This window comes from Pseudomonas sp. SWRI179 (genome assembly GCF_014268705.1).
Taxonomy (GTDB): Bacteria; Pseudomonadota; Gammaproteobacteria; order Pseudomonadales; family Pseudomonadaceae; genus Aquipseudomonas; species Aquipseudomonas zanjanensis.
This window is the reverse complement of record NZ_JABWRA010000039.1, coordinates 1-19,023: the sequence shown is the minus strand read 5'-3', so window position 1 is coordinate 19,023 and position 19,023 is coordinate 1. Positions and strand designations below refer to the sequence as shown.

18 protein-coding genes are annotated in these 19,023 nt (G+C 61.0%); 4 read left to right on the top strand and 14 right to left on the bottom strand.

The genetic code is table 11. The annotated features are described in order from the left end of the window. The first annotated feature begins 73 nt into the window (after nucleotides 1-73). Nucleotides 74-730, top strand: a complete 657-nt coding sequence (locus tag HU767_RS20615; protein ID WP_186707333.1) for an HAD family hydrolase — start codon at nucleotides 74-76, stop codon at nucleotides 728-730. A 103-nt stretch (nucleotides 731-833) separates the two neighbouring features. Here HU767_RS20615 and HU767_RS20610 read toward each other — a convergent pair whose 3' ends face one another. Both HU767_RS20610 and ilvA read right to left on the bottom strand, forming a co-directional pair. Next, the gene (locus HU767_RS20610; RefSeq protein WP_186707332.1) at nucleotides 834-1,259 is read right to left on the bottom strand and encodes a DUF2269 family protein; all 426 of its coding nucleotides are present in this window, start codon (nucleotides 1,257-1,259) and stop codon (nucleotides 834-836) included. Nucleotides 1,260-1,304: 45 nt separating this feature from the next. Then, nucleotides 1,305-2,819, bottom strand: a complete 1,515-nt coding sequence (gene ilvA / locus HU767_RS20605; RefSeq protein WP_186707331.1) for a threonine ammonia-lyase, biosynthetic — start codon at nucleotides 2,817-2,819, stop codon at nucleotides 1,305-1,307. A gap of 299 nt (nucleotides 2,820-3,118) precedes the next feature. Here ilvA and rpiA point away from each other — a divergent pair, with 299 nt between their 5' ends. Further along, complete coding sequence (gene rpiA / locus HU767_RS20600) at nucleotides 3,119-3,793, top strand: ribose-5-phosphate isomerase RpiA (protein ID WP_186730346.1); 675 nt, start codon at nucleotides 3,119-3,121, stop codon at nucleotides 3,791-3,793. Nucleotides 3,794-3,934: 141 nt separating this feature from the next. Here rpiA and HU767_RS20595 read toward each other — a convergent pair whose 3' ends face one another. The 4 genes from HU767_RS20595 to HU767_RS20580 form a co-directional block, all read right to left on the bottom strand. Next, nucleotides 3,935-4,849 carry an SdiA-regulated domain-containing protein gene (locus tag HU767_RS20595; protein ID WP_186730345.1) on the bottom strand — a complete coding sequence of 305 codons (915 nt, stop codon included), beginning with the start codon at nucleotides 4,847-4,849 and terminating at the stop codon, nucleotides 3,935-3,937. A 119-nt stretch (nucleotides 4,850-4,968) separates the two neighbouring features. Further along, nucleotides 4,969-5,901 (bottom strand): SdiA-regulated domain-containing protein, encoded by a 933-nt coding sequence (locus HU767_RS20590; RefSeq protein ID WP_186730344.1) that lies wholly within the window; start codon nucleotides 5,899-5,901, stop codon nucleotides 4,969-4,971. Between the two features lie 246 nt (nucleotides 5,902-6,147). Next, a complete protein-coding gene (locus HU767_RS20585; RefSeq protein WP_186730343.1) occupies nucleotides 6,148-6,813 on the bottom strand; it encodes a fumarylacetoacetate hydrolase family protein in 666 nt (221 codons plus the stop codon). 37 nt (nucleotides 6,814-6,850) lie between these two features. Further along, entirely contained in the window at nucleotides 6,851-8,251 is a 1,401-nt protein-coding gene (locus HU767_RS20580) for an FAD-binding oxidoreductase (protein ID WP_186707326.1), read from the bottom strand. A gap of 204 nt (nucleotides 8,252-8,455) precedes the next feature. On the opposite strand from HU767_RS20580, the gene serA reads away from it, so the two are divergent. Then, the gene (gene serA, locus HU767_RS20575; protein ID WP_053117264.1) at nucleotides 8,456-9,685 is read left to right on the top strand and encodes a phosphoglycerate dehydrogenase; all 1,230 of its coding nucleotides are present in this window, start codon (nucleotides 8,456-8,458) and stop codon (nucleotides 9,683-9,685) included. 197 nt (nucleotides 9,686-9,882) lie between these two features. Here serA and HU767_RS20570 read toward each other — a convergent pair whose 3' ends face one another. Next, entirely contained in the window at nucleotides 9,883-10,308 is a 426-nt protein-coding gene (locus HU767_RS20570; protein ID WP_186730342.1) for a DUF4399 domain-containing protein, read from the bottom strand. Between the two features lie 132 nt (nucleotides 10,309-10,440). Between HU767_RS20570 and HU767_RS20565 the strand changes: the two genes are divergently transcribed. Further along, the gene (locus tag HU767_RS20565) at nucleotides 10,441-11,007 is read left to right on the top strand and encodes a transporter substrate-binding domain-containing protein (protein WP_186730341.1); all 567 of its coding nucleotides are present in this window, start codon (nucleotides 10,441-10,443) and stop codon (nucleotides 11,005-11,007) included. A 166-nt stretch (nucleotides 11,008-11,173) separates the two neighbouring features. Here HU767_RS20565 and HU767_RS20560 read toward each other — a convergent pair whose 3' ends face one another. The 7 genes from HU767_RS20560 to HU767_RS20530 all read right to left on the bottom strand — a co-directional run bounded on the left by HU767_RS20560 (nucleotide 11,174) and on the right by HU767_RS20530 (nucleotide 18,568). Further along, nucleotides 11,174-11,800: a class I SAM-dependent methyltransferase gene (locus HU767_RS20560; protein ID WP_186707323.1), complete on the bottom strand. Its 627-nt coding sequence runs from the start codon at nucleotides 11,798-11,800 to the stop codon at nucleotides 11,174-11,176. Nucleotides 11,801-12,020: 220 nt separating this feature from the next. Then, nucleotides 12,021-12,665: a methionine ABC transporter permease gene (locus tag HU767_RS20555; protein WP_186707322.1), complete on the bottom strand. Its 645-nt coding sequence runs from the start codon at nucleotides 12,663-12,665 to the stop codon at nucleotides 12,021-12,023. Continuing rightward, complete coding sequence (locus HU767_RS20550; protein WP_186730340.1) at nucleotides 12,655-13,779, bottom strand: ATP-binding cassette domain-containing protein; 1,125 nt, start codon at nucleotides 13,777-13,779, stop codon at nucleotides 12,655-12,657. The genes HU767_RS20555 and HU767_RS20550 overlap by 11 nt, the downstream gene beginning before the upstream one ends. A 1-nt stretch (nucleotide 13,780) precedes the next feature. Then, nucleotides 13,781-14,590 (bottom strand): MetQ/NlpA family ABC transporter substrate-binding protein, encoded by an 810-nt coding sequence (locus HU767_RS20545; RefSeq protein WP_186707320.1) that lies wholly within the window; start codon nucleotides 14,588-14,590, stop codon nucleotides 13,781-13,783. 161 nt (nucleotides 14,591-14,751) lie between these two features. Beyond that, a complete protein-coding gene (locus HU767_RS20540) occupies nucleotides 14,752-16,110 on the bottom strand; it encodes an LLM class flavin-dependent oxidoreductase (RefSeq protein WP_186730339.1) in 1,359 nt (452 codons plus the stop codon). Further along, nucleotides 16,110-17,303, bottom strand: a complete 1,194-nt coding sequence (locus HU767_RS20535) for an SfnB family sulfur acquisition oxidoreductase (protein ID WP_186707318.1) — start codon at nucleotides 17,301-17,303, stop codon at nucleotides 16,110-16,112. Before HU767_RS20535 ends, HU767_RS20540 begins: the two co-directional genes overlap by 1 nt. 23 nt (nucleotides 17,304-17,326) lie before the next feature. Then, a complete protein-coding gene (locus tag HU767_RS20530; protein ID WP_186730338.1) occupies nucleotides 17,327-18,568 on the bottom strand; it encodes an SfnB family sulfur acquisition oxidoreductase in 1,242 nt (413 codons plus the stop codon). Nucleotides 18,569-19,023 lie beyond the last annotated feature (455 nt).

The window sequence follows — 19,023 nt, the reverse complement described above, 5'->3', positions numbered from 1 at the left end:
TAGCTTATGTGCACTCTTGTGAAAAGTCCGTATTCTGGACGCCTTTCTTTAGATTTTTCAGCGAGTAACTGCGATGCGGCTGGCTTTATTCGACTTGGACAACACATTGCTGGGTGGCGACAGCGACCACGCGTGGGGCGATTACCTGTGCGAGCGCGGTTTTCTGGACGCTGTCACCTATAAGGCACGCAACGACGCGTTCTACCAGGATTACCTGGCCGGCAAGCTCGACAATGCCGAGTACCTGAACTTTTGCCTGGAAATCCTTGGCCGTACCGAAATGCACATCCTGGCCCAATGGCACTTGGACTACATGCGCGACTGCATCGAGCCGATCGTGTTGCCCCAGGCCATCGAACTGCTGAAAAAGCACCGTGACGCCGGCGACAAGCTGGTAATCATCACCGCCACCAACCGCTTCGTTACCGCGCCAATTGCCGAGCGCCTGGGGGTCGAAACCCTGATTGCCACCGAGTGCGAGATGGTCGACGGGCGCTACAGCGGACGCAGCACCGACATCCCGTGTTTCCGCGAGGGCAAGGTGACCCGGTTGAACCGTTGGCTGGAAGAAACCGGGTACTCGCTCGACGATAGCTACTTTTATAGCGATTCGATGAACGATTTGCCGTTGCTGGAAGCGGTGACGCATCCGGTGGCGGTGGATCCGGATCCGAATCTTCGGGCTGAGGCCCAGAAGCGGGGTTGGCCGGTAATCAGTCTGCGTGGCTGAAACAGCTTTCGCGAGCAGGCTCGCTCCCACATGGACTGTGTTGTTCATACAATCCATGTGGGAGCGAGCCTGCTCGCGAAAGGGGCGATGCGGTCTCTAAGCCTTAAACCGGCTTGGCCCCCATCAACCCCGCGATGGCGACAAAGCAGACAACGCTGAACAGCGCCAGGGCAAAGGTAAACTTCCCGCTACCGCCTGGCGCTTTGCGCAATGTGTTCAGCCGCACCAGCAGCCAGAACCCCGCCAGCGCCGCCAAGGTGTAGAGCACGCTGGAAGCCAGCAGCCAGGTCTGTCCCAGTGGCCAGCCGATTTGATGAACCATCCACCAGCCGGTGAATGGCAGGCTAGCCAGCGCCAGGATCATGACCAGCCAGATGAACAACCGCGGACGTTGCAGTGTGCGCGCAGCCGCCGTGGCGTCGCCGTTGCGGCGCGTGCGCCAGACCCAGATGGCCAGCCCCAGTGCACCCGCCAGCAGTAATACAGTGGCGATGCCGTGGGCGATCTTCAGCGCGGTCAATGTTTCCATGGGGTCGATTTCCTTAAGTCTTGCTCTCAGCCTAGCCCGCCTTTATCAACCCAGGAACAACTGATAGGCCGGGTTATCGCTTTCATCCCAGTACGGGTAGCCGATTTCTTCCAGGGCGGCCGGGACCAGGTGGCGTTCATCGTGGGGCACTTGGAGCCCCGCGACCACACGGCCATCCGCCGCGCCATGGTTGCGGTAGTGGAACATCGAGATATTCCAGCGCCCACCCAGCTTGTTCAAGAAGTTGAACAGCGCCCCCGGACGTTCCGGGAATTCGAAGCGCAGCACCACTTCGTCGATGACATGGGCCGCATGCCCGCCGACCATGTGGCGAATGTGCAACTTGGCCAGTTCATTGTCGGTCAGGTCCAGCACCGGGAAGCCTTGTTCGGTCAGGCTGGCGATCAGCGCGCTGCGCGGGTCGTTTTCCGGGTGGGTCTGCACGCCGACGAAGATGTGCGCTTCGCTGCCGGTGTTGTAGCGATAGTTGAATTCGGTGATCTGGCGCTTGCCCACTGCTTCGCAGAACGCCTTGAAGCTGCCCGGCTTCTCGGGGATGGTCACGGCAATGATCGCTTCGCGGCCCTCGCCCAGCTCGGCGCGCTCGGCGACATGGCGCAAGCGGTCGAAGTTGACGTTGGCGCCGGAGTCGATCGCCACCAGGGTCTGGCCGCTGATGTGCCGTGACTCGACGTATTTCTTGATCCCAGCCACGCCCAATGCGCCGGCAGGTTCGGTGATCGAGCGGGTATCGTCGTAGATATCCTTGATGGCGGCGCAGATCTCGTCGGTGCTGACGGTGATCACTTCGTCCACGTGATGTTTGCAGATATCAAAGGTGTGCTGGCCGATCTGTGCCACGGCAACGCCGTCGGCGAACAGTCCCACGGTCGGCAGCACTACGCGCTCGCCTGCGGCCATGGCCGCTTGGAGGCAGTTGGAGTCGTCCGGCTCGACGCCGATGATCTTGATGTCCGGGCGCAGGTATTTCACGTAGGCCGCGATCCCGGCGATCAGCCCGCCACCGCCCACCGGGACGAAGATCGCATCGAGGCGCCCAGGATGCTGGCGCAGGATTTCCATCGCCACGGTGCCCTGCCCGGCAATGGTGTGGGGATCGTCATACGGGTGGATGTAGACGTAGCCCTTTTCGTCGACCAGTTTCAGCGAATAGGCCAGGGCTTCGGGGAACGAGTCACCGTGCAAGACCACTTTGCCGCCACGGGAACGCACGCCTTCGACCTTGATTTCCGGCGTGGTCTTGGGCATCACGATGGTGGCCTTGACCCCCAGCACCTTCGCCGCCAGGGCCAGGCCCTGGGCGTGGTTGCCCGCCGAAGCCGTGACCACGCCGCGTGCGCGTTCTTCGTCGCTGAGCTGGGTCAGCTTGTTGTAGGCCCCGCGAATCTTGAACGAGAACACTGGCTGCAAGTCTTCACGCTTGAGCAGGATGCTGTTGCCCAGCCGCTCGGAGAGCTGGCGAGCGGCCTGCAGCGGGGTTTCTACGGCAACGTCGTAAACGCGCGAGGTGAGGATCTTTTTGACGTACTGTTCAAGCATCGGAAAGCATCACTGAGCGGGTTGGGCAGGGCCAAGGAGTCTAACCCGGCTTTTGGCTGGGCGACCACACGATTAAGGCACTTTGAGCGCAGAAACCCCGTGGCGAGGGAGCTTGCTCCCGCTGGGTCGCGCAGCGGCCCCCTTCGATATGCGGTAGACATCAATCACGACTGCTTCGCAGCCGAGCGGGAGCAAGCTCCCTCGCCACACTGGCTCGGTGCCAATCAGGCAATGACCAGGGCCCTTTCGGCGCCTATAATGCCGGCCTTTCGTTCTCTCTCGGCACCTTCGGAGCCCGCATGACCCAGGATCAACTCAAACAGGCCGTGGCCCAGGCCGCCGTCGACCTCATCCTCCCGAAACTGGATGACAAGAGCGTCGTCGGGGTCGGCACCGGCTCCACGGCCAATTGCTTCATCGACGCGCTGGCGCAACACAAGGGTGCGTTCGATGGCGCCGTCGCCAGCTCCGAAGCGACCGCTGCGCGCCTCAAGGGCCACGGGATCCCGGTGTACGAACTCAACACCGTCAGCGACTTGGAGTTCTACATCGACGGCGCCGATGAAAGCGACGCGCACCTGAACCTGATCAAGGGCGGCGGCGCGGCCCTGACCCGCGAGAAGATCGTCGCGGCGGTGGCCAAGACCTTCATCTGCATTGCCGACGCCAGCAAACTGGTGCCGGTACTCGGCGCGTTCCCGTTGCCGGTGGAAGTTATCCCCATGGCCCGTAGCCATGTGGCCCGCCAACTGGTGAAACTGGGCGGCGACCCGGTGTATCGCGAAGGCGTGCTGACCGATAACGGCAACATCATCCTGGATGTGCACAACCTGCAGATCACTAACCCGGTGGAACTGGAAAGCCAGATCAACGCCATCGTCGGCGTGGTCACCAACGGTTTGTTCGCTGCTCGCCCGGCGGATGTGCTGTTGCTGGGGACTGCTGATGGGGTGAAGACCCTGCGGGCTGAGTAGGCCCAGGGGCTATTGATTTAAGCTCGAGTCCTGTGGGAGCGGGCTTGCTCGCGAATGCGGTGTGTCAGTTGGCATATATGTGTCTGATATACCGCATTCGCGAGCAAGCCCGCTCCCACATGGTTCTGCGTCAGGCCAAGATCAAGGCTGCGGCTTCTTGAACACATAAAACAGATTCGGCTCGCTCACCAGGTACAGGTTGCCATCGTCGTCCATGGCCAGGCCTTCGGCCTGGGGTACGGTTTGTTGCAGCCCCTGGCGGCCCTTGCTCAATGAGAGCGTGCTCAACGGTCGGCCGTCGATATCCAACTCGATAATCAACCGCGACTCATCGGACAGCGCCAGCAAATGGCCGCTGCGTTCATCGTATTGCAGGCTTGAAAGGTCGCGTACGAACAGCCCGGCATCGCGCTTGGGGTTGTTGATCACATGCACCGCGTAGGACTTTTCCAGATTGTGGTGGGGAAACCCGTGCACTTCGTAAATCAGCATCGGGTCGCGTTCCTTCGCCACGAACAGGCGTTTGCCCACCGAATCGTAGGCCAGTCCTTCGAACCCCTTGTTGCTCCTCATGTGCACGCCGAGGGATATCTGCTCGGCTTCGGCGGCGTCGAGGAATTGGGTGTTGTCTTCCAAGTGAATCTTGATCAGCCGTTGCTGGCGCTCGTCAGTGATGACGTAGGTGTCTTCGCTGATGAACTCCACCGCCTCCGGGTCGCCAAAGCCGATCAGGGCGATGCGCCGCAGAATCTTGCCATCCAGCGACAGCTCGATCAGCTCGGCGTTTTTATTGGTGACAGTGAACAGGCTCTTGCGGACCGGATCGAACGTCAGCGCGGAAACGTCATCATCCAGGCCTTCGATCACCCGCGCCTCGACGGTGACCCGGTATTGATCCAGGGCAATGGCCTGTTCGCTGGTATTTTTCCAGAGCGTATTCAGGTTGAACCAGGCACGTTCGAACAGGCGCAGGTGCTGGCCGACGGCGATCAGGCTGATCAGCACCAGCGTCAGCAGTATCAGGATCAAGGGTTTGGGGTGGGCGAGTCGACGCATGTTGGGGTGGGCTCGGATAAGAACAGGTGGGTGGAAATACCACGGCTGCCTGAACTGAAACTTAATGGCTGCGTGCCACACCCTACAGCGAAGCAGGACTTATCCTACAGAGTTAGTTGTCAGCGCTGTTTTTCGAAACGATAGAACAGGTTCGGCTCGCTGACCATGTACAGGTTACCGGCCTCATCGATCGTGACACCTTCGGCACGAGGGATCGTGTCTTTCAGGCCGTTGAAGCCGCCTAGCAAGGTCATGAAGCTGACCTGCTCGCCTTCTTCGTCCAACTCCAGCAATAGATGGGAGTCGGCTGACAGCACCAGCATGTGACCGGTGCGGGGGTCTACGGCCAATGCTGAAAGGTTGCGAAGGTCCAATTCGTTGCTGACATGGATCTGCTTATCGCCCTTGAGCAACTGGCTACCGTCACTTTTCCAGGTGAACAGCGCAGGTGGGCGCTCTTCGCCGAGGACCAGTCGCTGATTTTTCGGGTCCCAGACGATGGCTTCGAATCCCTTGTTCTGATTCTTCGACGTGCCCAGGTCATAGCGAGGAAAGTCATTGATGTTCAGCGCGCGGGTGTCGGCATCGACCTGAACGATCGATAGCAGGTGCTTTCGTTCATCGGTAATGGCCAGCAGACCGTTTTCCATAAACGCCACGCCTTCCGGATTGCCCCAGCCCACCAATGGCATCTTGCGCAATACATCGCCTTGCAGGGTCAGCTCCACCAGGAATGGGTTCTTGCCCATGACTGCGAACAGGGTCTTGGTCTGCGGGTTATAGGTCACATCGGACGCTTCGTCCTTCTCCATGCCCGGTAGCGGCTTGGCGTCGATCACGGCGCGATAGTCTGGCAACCAGATGCTTTCCTGGCGCTGGACCGGGCTCTGGAAGTGTTCCGACAGCCAAAGCAGGCCGCGGTCGTCCCAATGCATCGCAAACGCCAAGCCATAGGCTGCAGCCACCGTCAGCAGCGACCAGGCATACCAGGGCAGGGCGAAGCGAGAGCGGCGGGCAGGCTTGGCGGCAGGCAGTGTTTGGGTTTTGGCCATCAGGGAATGTGTTCCAGAAAGTTCGGCTAAGGGAGTGGCTGGCTCAGATGCCGCATTCCTCGGAATTATCCGGATGGCATGTGAAAAAAACGGTAAAACTTCGGTCTTCAGGAAAGCCTGGATCTCTAATGTGGGAGCGGGCTTGCTCGCGAATGCGGAGTGTCAGTCGACATATATGTTTCTGATACACCGCATTCGCGAGCAAGCCCGCTCCCACATTTGATCTGTAGTGGTCACAAAACCGAGTTAGCGAACGCTACTCTGGAAGCTGCTCGCCCCTGGCAGTTCCAGGATCAGTTCATCGCCCGCATTCAGCGGCCCGACGCCCGCCGGGGTGCCGGTGAGGATCACGTCGCCGGCCTGCAGCGAGAAACAACCGGCCATGTATTGGATCATCGGCACGATGGGGTTGAGCATCAGGCTGCTGTTGCCGTCCTGGCGCACTTCACCGTTGATGGTCAGGCGCACGGGAATGTCGGTCAGGTCGGCAAACGTATCCTTCGAGACAAATGGCGCGATCACTGCCGCGCCGTCGAAGGACTTGGCGACTTCCCACGGCAGGCCCTTGGCCTTGAGCTCGGCCTGTTTGTCCCGCAGGGTCAGGTCCAGGGCCGGGGCGAAGCCGGAGATCGCGTCCAGCACCTCTTCAACGCTGGGCTTGGTGGACAGCGGCTTGCCGATCAACACGGCGATTTCCGCCTCGTAGTGCACCGAGCCACGGTCGGCGGGAATGCTGAAACTGCCTTCCAGCGGCACCACGCAGCTGCCCGGCTTGATGAACAACAAGGGTTCGGTGGGCACCGGGTTATCCAGTTCCTTGGCATGTTCGGCGTAGTTGCGGCCAATGCACACCACTTTCCCTAACGGGAAATGAATACGTGTACCGTCGACATACTGGTGCTGATAGCTCATTTACCGACTCCTGCTCTAGGGTTCATCAGGTGTTTTTTTAGGCGTTAACCGCGAAAATCTTGCCTGGGTTCATGATGCCGTTCGGGTCGAATACGGCTTTCACGGCTTTCATGTATTCGATCTCCACTGGCGAACGACTATAAGTCAGGTAGTCGCGCTTGGTCATGCCCACGCCGTGTTCGGCGGAAATCGAGCCGTTGTACTTCTCGACGGTTTCAAAGACCCATTTGTTCACGGTCGCGCATTTGGCGAAGAATTCATCCTTGCTCAGGTTTTCTGGCTTGAGGATGTTCAAGTGAAGGTTGCCGTCGCCGATGTGACCGAACCAGACGATTTCGAAGTCCGGGTAATGTTCGCCAACGATCCCGTCGATTTCCTGCAAGAAGGCTGGGACTTTGGAGACGGTCACCGAAATGTCGTTTTTGTACGGCGTCCAGTGGGAGATGGTTTCGGAGATGTACTCGCGCAATTTCCACAGGTTTTGCAGTTGGGTTTCGCTCTGGCTCATCACACCGTCCAGCACCCAGCCCTGTTCCACGCAATGCTCGAAGGTTTCCAAGGCCTGGTTGGCGACCTCTTCGGTGGTGGCTTCGAATTCCAGCAGCGCGTAGAACGGGCACTCGGTTTCGAATGGCGCCGGTACGTCGCCACGACCGAGGACCTTGGCCAGGGCCTTGTCGGAGAAAAATTCGAAAGCGGTCAGGTCCAGCTTGCCCTGGAAGGCGTGCAGCACCGGCATGATGGAGTCGAAGTCCGAGGTGCCGAGCACCATGGCGGTGAGGTTCTTTGGCGTACGGTCCAGGCGCATGGTGGCCTCGACCACGAAGCCCAGGGTGCCTTCGGCGCCAATGAACAGCTGCCGCAAGTCGTAGCCGGTGGCGTTCTTGATCAGGTCCTTGTTCAGTTCCAGCAGGTCGCCCTTGCCGGTGACGACCTTCATGCCCGCCACCCAGTTGCGGGTCATGCCGTAGCGAATGACCTTGATTCCGCCGGCATTGGTGCCGATATTGCCGCCAATCTGGCTGGAACCTGCCGAAGCGAAGTCAACCGGGTAGTACAGCCCATGTTCTTTAGCCTTGTTCTGCAGTTGCTCGGTGACCACGCCCGGCTGGCACACGGCAGTGCGGTCTGTGAGGTTCACGTCGAGAATCTGGTTCATGTAGTCGAATGACACCACCACTTCGCCGTTGGCGGCCACGGCGGCGGCGGACAACCCGGTGCGCCCGCCCGACGGCACCAGCGCGACGTTGTGCGCATTGGCCCAGCGCACAATGGCCTGGACCTGTTCGGTGGTCTTGGGAAAGACGATGGCCGAAGGCGCCGGGGCGAAATGCTTGGTCCAATCCTTGCCGTAAGCGTTCAGGGAGTCGGCATCGGTCAAGACCTTGCCAGGCTCAACCAGGGTCTTCAGCTCATCTATCACGGCAGGATGGGTCATCGACAGAACTCTCGAACAATTCATGGTCATCCTGAGAACGCTTCACGTCGCAGGAATGAGTGTTTGCGGGGGGCGTATGCTAGCATACCGACCCCGCAGCGTAGTGCCCAACGGCTGTTCTGCGGCGACGGCTGTCACGCCGGTCGGGCCAGCATGCGCTGTCCGATTCCCTGCCATTTTTCTCCGGGACACAGGTTTACGCAGATGAGCAAGACTTCTCTCGATAAGAGCAAGATCAAGTTCCTTCTTCTCGAAGGCGTCCACCAATCGGCTGTCGACGTCCTCAAGTCGGCGGGCTACACCAGCATCGAGTACATCACCAGTTCTCTGCCGGAAGCCCAGCTCAAGGAAAAGATCGCCGATGCTCACTTCATCGGCATTCGCTCCCGTACTCAACTGACCGAAGAGATCTTCGACCACGCCAAGAAACTGGTCGCGGTCGGCTGCTTCTGCATCGGCACCAACCAGGTTGACCTCAACGCGGCGCGCGAGCGCGGTATCGCGGTGTTCAACGCACCGTACTCCAACACCCGTTCCGTTGCCGAACTGGTGCTGGCCGAAGCGATCCTGCTGCTGCGCGGCATCCCCGAGAAGAACGCTTCCTGCCACCGTGGCGGCTGGATCAAGAGCGCGGCCAACTCCTTCGAAATCCGCGGCAAGAAGCTGGGTATCGTCGGCTACGGCTCGATCGGCACGCAGTTGTCGGTACTGGCTGAAGGCCTTGGCATGCAGGTGTTCTTCTACGACACCGTGACCAAGCTGCCCCTGGGCAACGCCACCCAAGTCAACGACTTGCACGAGTTGTTGGGCATGTCCGACATCGTGACCCTGCATGTGCCGGAAACCGCTGCCACCCAGTGGATGATTGGCGAGAAGGAAATCCGCGCTATCAAGAAAGGCGGGATCCTGATCAACGCCGCGCGTGGCACCGTGGTCAAGCTCGACGCCCTGGCCGACGCGATCAAGGACAAGCACCTGATCGGCGCCGCCATCGACGTGTTCCCGGTGGAGCCGCGCTCCAACGACGACATCTTCGAGAGCCCGCTGCGTGGCCTGGACAACGTGATCCTGACCCCGCACATCGGCGGTTCCACCGCTGAAGCCCAAGCCAACATCGGCCTGGAAGTGGCGGAGAAACTGGTCAAGTACAGCGACAACGGTACCTCGGTATCGTCGGTGAACTTCCCGGAAGTGGCCCTGCCTGCCCACCCTGGCAAGCACCGCCTGCTGCACATCCACGAGAACATTCCGGGTGTGATGAGCGAGATCAACAAGGTCTTCGCCGAAAACGGCATCAACATTTCCGGTCAGTTCCTGCAGACCAACGAGAAAGTCGGCTACGTCGTGATCGACGTCGACGCCGAATACTCGGACCTGGCGCAAGAGAAGCTGCAGCACATCAATGGCACGATTCGTTGCCGCGTGTTGTTCTAAGCTAGCCTGGCTTTGCAATAAAAAAAACGGGAGCCCCGAAAGGGCTCCCGTTTTTTTTTGAAACACCATCAAACCCCTGTGGGAGCGGGCTTGCTCGCGAAGGCGGTGTGCCAGTCGATATATTGCCGGCTGATACACCGCCTTCGCGAGCAAGCCCGCTCCCACAAGGGATCTGCGTAGTGCCAGCCGGTGCTGTGTTACTTCACATTGACAGTGATTTTCTTGGACACAATCGACGGGTCGAACGGCATGTGGCCGCTGTCGCCCAGGATCAATTGCAAGGTGTGCTTGCCCGGGGCCAGTTTGATGGTGGCCTCGGTCTGTGCCTTGCCGAAGTGCATGTGGTGGGCGTCGGTCGGAATCGGCGCGCCTGCGGCCGGCAGCTTGTCGACATCGATCAGCAAATGATGGTGGCCGGTATTTTTGGTCACATCGCCCGCCGGGGCCAGGGCGATGTTCTTGACGCCGAACTTGACCTTGAATTCCTGGGCGACCGTGGCGCCGTCTTCCGGGGAAACGATGAACACTTCTGCACCTTTGGGCGCCGGCGTCGCGGCACTTGCCAGCATCGAAGCGCCCAATAACAGACCGGCCAACGCGGCACGAGACATAAAGCTTTTCATTTTTTTCTCCAGTTTTTCCATGAAATCCGCCTGGCCATCACAACTTCATGGCCAATCGTTGTCGAAGCCTGCAACAACCATAGCAAAGCGAGCCTGAAACGAGCGTCGCTTGTATAAATACTAGGAGTGACCATGCGTTTCCTGCCTGGCCTGATCTGCCTGCTACCCCTTTTGAGCCCCCTGGCTCATGCCGAACTGATCGACGACATCAATGACCGTGGCGAGCTGCGCATTGCTCTCGAAGCCAACACCGCGCCCTTCAACTTCAAGGAAGACGGCAAACTCACCGGTTTCGAAGTGGAGCTGGGTGAAATGCTCGCGGCCGAGCTCGATGTACGCCCCGACTTCGTCGTCACCGATGCCGCGGATCTGCTGCCCGGTGTGGAGAGTGGCAAGTACGACGTTGCCATCAACCACATAGCAATGACCCCGGAACTGGCGGAACGTTTCGACCTCAGTGCGGCGTATAGCCGTCCGGATGCGCAACTGCTGGCGAGCAAGGAAGAGCCGCAGCGTCCGTTGGTCATGGCGCAGTCGTTCCAGCCGGAAGAAAAGAGCGACCCGCCGCCGAGCCTGGTAATTCCGTTCCAGAAGGGCAACCCGGCGTTCAAGGCCAGCCTGGATAATGCCCTGGCGCGGATCAAGGATGATGGGAGGCTGGAGCAGTTGTCGCAGAAGTGGTTGAAAAGGCAGGAGTGACAGGCGATAAAGAATTGGACTCAAGCGCTGTTCTTTGTGGCGAGGGGATTTATCCCCGTTGGGGTGCGAAGCGCCCCCTGCACTCAATCAGGCACACCGGGGTAGCAAAAAATTTGGGGCTGCTTCGCACCCCAACGGGGATAAATCCCCTCGCCACAATGGAGGCTCAAGGTCTACGCCACACACTCGCCAGCCAAGGCTGTTGCTCCCGTGGCAGCCCCGCCGGTCGGTAGTAGTGCTCCAGTTCCACGAAGCCCGCTTCGCCAAGCAGCGTTTGCCAGGCCGCGAGGTCGTGGTAGGCGCCGAAGCGCTGGCCGTTCCAGCCTTCCTGGTTTTCGCCCCGGGGGTTGGAGCTGAACAGCACGCCGCCGGGCTTGAGCGTGGCGCGCAATTGCTTGAGCACCCGCGGCAGTTCCTGGACGGGGACATGAAACAGCACCGCGTTGGCGAAAATCCCGTCAAAGCGTTCGGCCGGCAGGTCGAGCTCCAGGAAGTCTTGTTGCCACACCTCGCAGCCGCTGTCCTGGCGCGCCATCCGGGCAAATTCTTCTGAGCCGTCGAGGCCGACCGCGACATGACCCATGGCCGTGAATGTGCGCAGGTCGCGCCCCGGGCCGCAGCCCAGATCCAGGATGTGCAGCGGTGCCTGGCCCTGGATATGGCGCAGTAAGGCGTCGATGTTCTGGCTGACATCGTGATCGCGGGTGCCTTCGCGGAAACTTTCCGCCACGGCATTGTAATGGCCCAGGGTCGTGGCGGTGATGGCGTGCAGGTCTTCGGTGGTGTGTTTCATGATCGCGGGCTTGGGTGAGGAGTGTCAGCCGACTATACCGCAAGCGCACGGAGCTGCCTGTGGGAGCAAAGCTTGCTCGCGATTGCCGTCGTCCAGCTGGCATCCATGTTGGATGGAATACTGCTATCGCGAGCAAGCTTTGCTCCCACAGGTTGGATTGCCCCCACAGGTCAACTGCCCACAGGTTGGATTGCCCCAACAGGTCAACTGCTTCCACAGCTCAGCGTTTGTTCAAGCCCCGTGCCAGGCGGTCACCACCCAATTGGATCACGGCCACCAACGCCACCAGCAACACGATCACCGTGAGCATGATCTGGCTGTCGAAACGCTGGTAGCCATAACGGTAGGCAATGTCGCCCAGGCCGCCGGCGCCGATCGCTCCGGCCATGGCCGAGGAGTTGATCATGGTCACCAGCGTAATGGTAAAACCACCGACGATGCCCGGCAGGGCTTCGGGCAGCAGCACATGCCAGACAATGTGCCAGCGTCTGCAACCCATGGCCTGGGCCGCTTCGATCAGGCCATGGTCGACTTCCCGCAGGCTGACTTCGGCGATGCGGGCGAAGAACGGCGTGGCGGCGATGGTCAGCGGTACGACCGCAGCCCACACGCCATAGGTGGTGCCGACGATCAGCCGGGTAAACGGAATCAGCGCCACCATCAGGATCAGGAACGGTATCGAGCGGAACAGGTTCACGAACGCGCCCAGGGCCTTGTTCAAGACTGGCGCCTCATAGATCCCACCCTTGCCGCTGGTGACCAGAATCACCGCCAGCGGTATGCCCGCCATCAATGCGATCAACGACGACACGCCGACCATCAGGAACGTGTCGATGAAACCCTGCAACAACCGATCAAACCACATAACCCAGTACCTCCACCCGTTGCGCCCAATTGCCCGCCCGTTGGCGCAGCTCCTCGGCACCCCACGACGAACCGCTCACGGCCAGCAGCAACTGCCCCAGCCCGTGGCCCTGAATCCGTTCGATGCCGCCGTGCAGCAAGCGCACCCGCCCACCGAGGGCGCTGAACAAGGCGGCAAGGTCTACTTCATCATGACCAGCGCCGGTGAATTGCAGGCGCAGCACCGTCGCCGCATCCGCCGACGCCGGCTGCACCTGCAAGCGACTTTGCAGTTCCTCCGGGATGGCGTGTTGCAACGGCGCCAGCAGCGTCCGGCTGACCTCGTGTCGCGGGTTGCCGAAAACTTCCCAGACCGGGCCCTGCTCGACGATTCGTCCTTGCTCGAGCACCACCACCCGGTCGCAGACTTCGCGAATCACCGCCATCTCGTGGGTGATCAAGACGATGGTCAGCCCCAGCCGCTGGTTGATCTCGCGCAGCAGGCCGAGGATCGATTGGGTGGTCTCCGGGTCCAGGGCTGAGGTGGCCTCGTCGCACAGCAATATCTGCGGGTCATGCACCAGCGCCCGGGCAATCCCGACCCGCTGCTTCTGCCCACCGGAAAGCTGCGCCGGATAGGCCAGATGCTTGCCTTGCAGGCCCACCAGTTCCAGCAGCTCGCGGACTTTGCGCTGGCGCTGCGCCTTGGGCACGCCGGCGACCTTCAAGGGCAATTCAACGTTCTGCCACACGGTCTTGGCCGACATCAGGTTGAAGTGCTGGAAGATCATGCCGATGCGTCGGCGCAGTTTCACCAGGCGGTCTTCATCGAGTTCGCCAATGTCCACCCGATCGATCAACACCCGGCCGCTGGTGGGTCGTTCGAGCCGGTTGATGGTGCGGATCAGTGAGGATTTGCCGGCGCCGCTGCGGCCGATGATGCCAAACACTTCGCCGCGTTGGATCGCCAGGTCGATGCCTTGCAACGCGGCCACCGGCCCCTGGGCGCCGTGGTAGGTCTTGCCCAGGCCGATGAAGCGCACGTGGGCGCGGTTCAGCTCCGGGTGCAGTTCGGTCTGGTCGGCGCTTTGCGGCGCGGGGCCTTCGTGGCGGAGTCGAGCGTTGACGGCGTTCATGTCAGCCTTCCCAGCCGGCTTGGTAGAGCTTGCCGTGGGCCTTGTCCAGGGCGGCGCGCACGGCGGGCGAGTGTTGGTAGATGTCGACGAACTTGATCAGCCGCGGGTCGTCCTTGCTCTTGGGCTGGATCACGAACTGAATCACGTATTCCTTGTGATCGAGGCCGTCGAACAGCAAGGCGGAACTGGCATCGAAAGTCTTGGCCAGGCGGATGTAGGCCGGATATCCCTGCACCAGGTCGGCGTCTTCATAAGCGCGTACCAGTTGCACGGCTTCGACTTGCAGGATCTTGAGTTGCTTCGGGTTGGCGACGATGTCGTCTTCGGTGGCCTTGTAGCCGACGCCCGGCTTGAGGCTGATCAGCCCGGCCTTGGCCAGCAATTGCAGGCCGCGACCGCTGTTGATCGGGTCGTTGGCGATGGCGACGCTGGCGCCTTTGGGCAGTTCGTCGAAGCTTTTGTATTTTTTCGAATAGAGGCCGACGTTGTTGATGATCCCCGGGGCGAAGGGCACCAGGTCGAATCCGGCGGCGGCCTTGGCATTTTCCAGGAACGGGATGTGCTGGAAGTAATTCACGTCGATATCACCGGAGGCCAGGCTGACATTGGGCGCGATCCAGTCGCTGAACTCCACCAGCTCGACTTTCAGTCCCTGCTTGTCGGCTTCTTCGACCGCCGCCTCCAGGGGAATGGCGAAGGCGGCGGTGGTGCCGATCTTCAACGGTGCGTCGGCGGCATACAGCGCCGAGCTGAACAGGCCGAGGGCCAGGGCCAGGGTTTTGACTGGCAGGGTGAGGAAGTGTTTGGTCATGTCGGTTATTCCAGTCATTGATGGATGAGTCTCAGGCCTTTGTGGCGAGGGAGCTTGCTCCCGCTGGGCTACGAAGTGGCCCCAAAGCCTTTTTGGGCGGGCTTCACCCACCAGCGGGAGCAAGCTCCCTCGCCACAGGATCAGTGTCGGTAGCCATAGGATCAGTGCCGGTAGGTCGAGCCAGTGTGTTGTTCGGGCAAATGAGCCCCTGCGTGAAACAGCTTCTCGCGCAGGGTGCCGCTGTCGTATTCGGTCTTGTACGAGCCGCGTCGCTGCAACTCGGGGATCACCAGGTCGATGAAATCCACGTAGCTTTGCGGCGTGACGATGCGGGTCAGGTTGAAGCCGTCGAGGCCGGTTTCGGCGATCCACGATTCCAGCTCATCGGCCACCTGTTCGGGTGAGCCAACCACCGTGATGTAGCGACCGCCCAGGGCGTGCTGTTCGAGCAATTTGCGCCGGGTCCAATCGTTGTTCTGCAAGGTCTTGGTGGCCGACTGGATCGCGTTGCTCTTGACGTACTGGATCGGCTCGTCCAGTTCGTACTGGGAAAAATCGATCCCCGTCGACGCGGAGAAATGCGCCACCCCGGCCTCGGCGCTGGCGTACCCCAAGTACTCGGCATGCTTGGCCCAGGCGGCGGCTTCAGTCTCGGCGACGATCACGTTCAGGCCCATGAACACCTTGATGTCTTCGGGGTTGCGCCCGGCCTCGGCGGCGCTGGCGCGGACCTTGTCCACCTGGACCTTGGTCGTCGGTTTGTTCTGGCCACTGATGAACACGCACTCGGCATGCTGCCCGGCGAACGTCAAGCCGCGCTCGGAACTGCCGGCCTGGAACAGCACCGGCGTGCGTTGGGGCGAGGGCTCGCAAAGGTGATAGCCCTCGACCTGGTAGAACTCGCCTTGGTGCCGGACCTTGTGTACTTTCTCCGGCCGGGCATAGATTCGCTGCTCGCGGTCGTTGATGACCGCGTCGTTTTCCCAACTGCCTTCCCATAATTTGTAGAGCACTTGCAGGTATTCGTCGGCCTGGTCGTAGCGGCGGTCATGCTCGACTTGCACCGTCAGGCCCATGGCTTTGGCGGCACTGTCCAGGTAGCCGGTGACGATGTTCCAGCCGACCCGGCCGCGACTCAGGTGATCGATGGTGCTCATGCGTCGGGCGAACAGGTAGGGCGGTTCGTAGGTCAGGTTGGCGGTGAGGCCGAACCCCAGGTTTTTCGTCACGGCGGCCATCGCGGAGACCAGCAGCAGCGGGTCATTGACCGGCAGTTGGATCGACTCCTTGAGGGTCACGTCCACTGACTGTTGATACACGTCGTAGACCCCGACGATGTCGGCGATGAACAGCCCGTCGAACAAGCCGCGCTCGAGCAATTGGGCCAGGGCGGTCCAGTATTCGATCGTGTTGTACTGGGTCGATGTGTCCTGTGGATGGGTCCACAGGCCATGATTGATGTGCCCGATGCAGTTCATGTTGAACGCATTGAGGAGGATTTTTTTCTTGCCGGCCGCCATCAGATCGTCCCCCGCAGCGGCGGTTTTTCATCGTTGAGGTAGAAGTTGCCCACCGCGTGGTATTTCCAGCGCACCGGGTCATGCAGGGTGTGCACTCGGGCGTTGCGCCAGTGGCGGTCGAGACCATGCTCGGCCAGGGTCGCCTGGCTGCCGGCCAGCTCGAACAGCGTGCTGCTGGCGGCGAGGGAAATCTCGGTGCTGATGGCGCGGGCTTCGGCCACGGCAATCGAGGCGGCGGCGACCGTGTCGGCCCGGGGGTCGGCCTGGGCCCGGTCGAGGAATTCACCGGCGCGTTCCAACAGGGCTTCGGCGGCGTGCAGGCGGATGCTCAGTTGGCCGAAACTCTTGAGGGTGTGCGGGTCTTCGGTGGCGACATCGCTGGTGGCATCGATCCAGGGACGGGTTTTGCTGCGGACAAAATGCAAAGCGTCTTCATAGGCGGCGCGGGCGATGCCGGTGTCGATGGCGGCGTGAAGAATCTGCGCCAGCGGCCCCACCGGTGTGGGCCGTTCGAAGGCGCTCTGGAAAGGCACGATGTCGTCGGCAGTGACGTACACGTCTTCGAACACCACCGAACCGCTGCCGGTGGTGCGCTGGCCAAAACCGCTCCAGTCATCGATCACCGTCAGGCCTTGGCTGTTGCGGGGGACGAACGCCAGTTGCTGCACGCCATTTTCATCCACCACCGACGTGGGGATGCGCTGGGCGTAGATCGCGCCGGTGGCGTAGAACTTGCGCCCGTTGATGCGATAACCCTCGCCGTCGCGGCGCAGTTGAGTGACGCGGTCGTGGGCGGTCTTGGTGCCAAGCTCGGCCAAGGCATTACCAAAGCGTTGGCCGGCCAGGACTTCGGCGTACAAACGTTGCTTCTGCGCTTCGTTGCCGTTCACCCGCAGCACTTCCAGGGCGTAGAAATGATTCTGGGGAATCTGCCCAAGAGAGCCGTCGGCCTGGGAAATCAGGGCGATCACTTTGGCCAGGGTGACGTTGGACACACCGGCGCCGCCGTAGGCCTTGGGCACGCTGATGCCCCACAGGCCGGAGCGGGAGAAAGCTTCCAGTTCCGGGTACGGCAAGCGACGCTCACGGTCGCGCAGTGCGCTGTCGCGCTTGAAGTCATCGGCCAGGTCACTGGCCACGATCAGGGCTTGTTCATCGCTGGTGATCACCGCGACGTGTTGGGAAAACGGCATGTGCTGCTCCAGAGGTCGGGTCGTCAGATCCAGGAATGTCGGGCCGGCAAGGTGCCGTTCAGGTGGTAGGCGCCTATCGCGTGATATTTCCAGCGCACCGGGTCGTGCAGGGTGTGGACCCGGGCGTTGCGCCAGTGGCGATCGAGGTTGAATTCAGCGAGGGTGGCGCGGCTGCCGGCCAGTTCGAACAATTTTTCGCTGGCCTGCAGGGCGATCTCGGTGGTGAGCGCCTTGGCTTCGGCCACGGCAATCGAGGCGCGGGCGGACGATTGCGCCGTGATGGGGGCGGCGCTGACCTGGTCCAGTACCTGTCCAGCCTTGCGCAGCAATGCTTCGGCGGCGTGCAGTTCGATTTTCAGCTTGCCGATGTCGGCGATCACGTAGAGGTCGTCACTGGCGCGGTCGACCTTGGCGTCGATCCAGGGCCGGGCGCGTTCGCGCACGAAGGCGATGGCATCGTCGATGGCGCCACGGGCGATGCCGGCATCGATGGCGGCCTGAATCAGTTGGGAAATCGCCCCTTGCACACCGGGCGTATCGTTGATGCGCCAGTTATCCAGGACCAACTCGGCATCCACCCGTACATTGTTCAGCAGCACGGTGCCACTGGCCGTGGTGCGCTGGCCGAAGCCCGACCAATCGTCGACGATCCGCAGGCCCGGGGTGCCGCGCCGCACGAACGCCAGCACCTGCCGACCTTCGTCATTCAGCGCCTTGACCGCGACCCAGTGGGCAAACAGCGCCCCAGTGGAATAGAACTTCTGGCCATTAATGACGAAGCCGTCACCGTCGGCGCTGATCCGGGCCTTGAGTTCAAGGGTATTGCGAGTGCCACGTTCGGGCCCGGCGTTACCGATGCGCCAGCCTTCGAGCACGCTTTGCAGCAGGATTTTCTTCTGCCGCTCGGTGCCGGTGCCGAGAATCAGTTGGAGCACGCCAAATTGGTTTTGCGGAATCTGTCCAAGGGCCGGGTCGGCGGCGGAAATGATCGCGAACACATCGGCCAGGGTGACGAACGAAACCTGCGGGCCGCCGTATGCCCGGGGAATGGCGATGCTGCCCAGGCCGCTGCGGGTGAATTGCTCGATTTCAGCCCAAGGCAGCTTGCGTTGCTGGTCACGACGCGCCGCTTGTTGACGGGCGACCTGTGCCAGTTCGTGGGCGGCCTTGATCGCTTCGGCATCGTTGCGCAGCACTTGTGCAGGCAACAGCAGGGGTGCGATGTCCAGGTCGCTCTGGACCTTTGCTTGCGCCAGATCCGACATTACAGCCACTCCGTGGCTGCGGGCAGTGCCTTGGCATACTGCACTGGGGTGATTGTGTTCCGTTCCATACCCACCTCACATCTCAAGAAACGCCGCGATGATTGCGGCGAGTAAAAATCAAGAATGTCCGGTGGTCCGGTCCATATACCCTAAGCGTGTATAAATTATTTTTGAACTAACTTTTAGGAATATGAATAGGTTGGTTTTAATTTGAAGGCCATACGCTCAGCGAGGGCTAGGCAGCTTTTGTGGCGAGGGAGCTTGCTCCCGCTATGTGGGAGCAAGGCTTGCCCGCGATGGACGCGATGCGGTCTTGCAGAATCGAGGCGCCTGTTTCGCGAGCAAGCTTTGCTCCCACAGCCCAAGCGGGAGCAAGCTCCCTCGCCACAAAAGCCTGTAGGCCGCAGGAAGGGTTGCATCAGGGCTCTCGGCGGCGCGTTTCAGCGACCATGAGC